Genomic DNA, 2,016 nt, shown 5'->3' with positions numbered 1-2,016 from the left:
GTCGCCTGGGACGTGGGTTACGCCTTTCGCCCCAACGATGTGGTCCAGCAGGAAGAGCGCCGCACCCTGGTCAGCACGCTGGCCGAGGGGCGGCCGGTGCTGATGGCCGAGCATTTTGATGCCGACACAGCCTGGTCGCTGGTCTGGGTCAACCCCACCAAGCCCAGCGCCGAAGCCGGCGCGCAGGAGCCGGCACTGGCCGCCCGGGTGTACTGGCGCCAGGGCAATGTGGACTGGCATGGTTTTGCCCGCACCGGCGCCCACACCCGCGGCAGTCTGGGCGGCGCCGTGGCCTGGGTGGCCAGCGACGCGCTGGAGTTGCACGCTTCGGCGCGCTATCTCAGCCGCCATGACAGCAAGGTGGCCGATGTGTCCGCCCTGACCGGCGTGGCGGCCCGTTCCCCCTGGCAGGCTGCCACGCTGGGGCCGGCCAGCCAGCTGCTGCTGGGCGGCACCTGGACCCATGAGAGCCAGTTCAGCCTGCTGACTGAGGCCTGGTGGGACGGCACGGCGTTGTCCGACAGTCAGTGGGACGTCTGGCGCTGGCGCAATCAGGCGCTGGCGGGTTTTCCGCTGCTGGGGGTGTCCCTGGCGGCGGTGGCAGGCCAGCTGGCCTGGCAGGCCGATGCCTTGGGCGCCTCGTCCAGCCTGCGCCGCGCCAATGTGTACCTGCGCCTGAGCTGGGAGCACGAGGGCTGGCAGCCCACGCTGGACCTGCTGTACCACCCGGCGGATGGCGGCCACCTGGTCACCGCCGCGCTGCTGTGGAAGGGCGACCGGGTACAAGTGCAGGGCGGGCTGCGGCTGGCCGGCGGCCCGCGCGATGCCGTGCTGATGCAGCTGCCCACGCGCCAGCAGGCGTTTCTGGCCGGCACCTGGGCGTTTTGACCACAGTTAAATTCGTAAAGTGAATAAATTCCACGTGGAATATCGATAGTAAGCCGTCAAAAAAAATAGCGCTCGGATGCTGAGCTGGATGCTGCAAGTCTATTGGCGAGTTGTGGCGGATGCTTTGACCGGCTTTGTTTTTCCAGCGATGCGCATGGCTTCAAATGCCCAGAGTCGCAGTTGTTCCGAATCAGTGAGAACGGTTTCAGGGAGCTCAAAATATTTGCGTACTTGAACTCGCCCCCGCTTGGTCATATACGAAAACGGCTGCATTCCCGCTTGCTCGTATTTCCCCCGGGAGTCCTGATCAACTGCAAAGTACAAATTGTTTCCCATGATCATGGCAAATTGCACTGAGTCACGGGAAATCCCGACACCACCAAAGAATCGGCTTGCCCGTAGCGGGCCTATGGGCTCCATCAGCTCAAAAATGTACTTTGTATATTCGGCGCTGGGGGACAAGGGTTGGGGTCCGTATCAGGCAGCATCAAAGAAACCGGTCATTTGCTTTAAGCGGCCATCGGCCCCGTACAAGAAATAACTCGCTCCTTGAGAGAGTATTTTCCCCTCGCCGTCCACCATGTTCCAATGCATCAGACTCCGGTCATGGTGGCTTTGAAGCTCGGTGGGTACAAATGCGACGCCGGGCACGTTCCTTTGAAGTTCCGACATATATCCAGAGAATTCCTCGTATCCCATGACTTGCGAGGTCGGGTCGGTATACACGCAGTCGGGGCTCAGGCATTGTTCAAATAATTTCAATCGCTTCGACGTGTCCGCCTCGGACCATGATTTTGCGTAGGTCTCCAAAGTGCTTTTACGTGAGTTGTTTTCCATTGTTTTCTCCATGTAGTGAAAATTTTCAAAGCTGCTTGTCGCTATTTGGATTGACGCCCAACGGGTTGTTCTGAGCCGGCGCCTTGCCGCCATTGATCCAGAAATAGGCAAAGCCGCCTGCCAGCAGCAGGTGCAAGACAGAATTTGGTATCACGCCGGACAATCTGGTGATGACTCCGTTGGCGTACCCGGCAACTTCCGCTGTGAGCAGTCCCAACTGCACCAGCAGATTTCCAAGCATCAGTGCCTTCATGGTGGGCGAGTCGGCATGACTGTGCACGAGACTGGCTA

4 protein-coding genes are annotated in these 2,016 nt (G+C 60.1%); 1 reads left to right on the top strand and 3 read right to left on the bottom strand.

Annotated elements, in window-relative coordinates; all coding sequences use genetic code 11:
• The coding region (locus PHW99_RS16865) for a hypothetical protein (RefSeq protein WP_300180318.1) at positions 1–888 on the top strand (888 nt) is incomplete at its 5' end.
• A 99-nt stretch (positions 889–987) separates the two neighbouring features.
• Here PHW99_RS16865 and PHW99_RS16860 read toward each other — a convergent pair.
• The 3 genes from PHW99_RS16860 to PHW99_RS16850 form a co-directional block, all read right to left on the bottom strand.
• The gene (locus PHW99_RS16860) at positions 988–1,350 is read right to left on the bottom strand and encodes a TfoX/Sxy family protein (RefSeq protein ID WP_300180316.1); all 363 of its coding nucleotides are present in this window, start codon (positions 1,348–1,350) and stop codon (positions 988–990) included.
• A 15-nt stretch (positions 1,351–1,365) separates the two neighbouring features.
• Positions 1,366–1,725, bottom strand: coding sequence for a nuclear transport factor 2 family protein (locus PHW99_RS16855; RefSeq protein WP_300180313.1), 360 nt, complete (start codon positions 1,723–1,725; stop codon positions 1,366–1,368).
• A 25-nt stretch (positions 1,726–1,750) separates the two neighbouring features.
• Positions 1,751–2,016 (bottom strand): hypothetical protein (locus PHW99_RS16850; RefSeq protein ID WP_300180310.1); only part of this gene is annotated, 266 nt, incomplete at its 5' end.

The sequence above is a fragment of the Rhodoferax sp. genome (assembly GCF_028689305.1).
Taxonomy (GTDB): Bacteria; Pseudomonadota; Gammaproteobacteria; order Burkholderiales; family Burkholderiaceae_C; genus Rhodoferax.
Note: the sequence above shows the minus strand (reverse complement) of the source record. Positions and strands in the feature narration are given on the sequence as shown.

Coding starts and splice junctions, on each gene's coding strand:
- PHW99_RS16855 (WP_300180313.1), bottom strand. CDS start 1,725: ATGGAAAACAACTCACGTAAAAGCACTTTGGAGACCTACGCAAAATCA.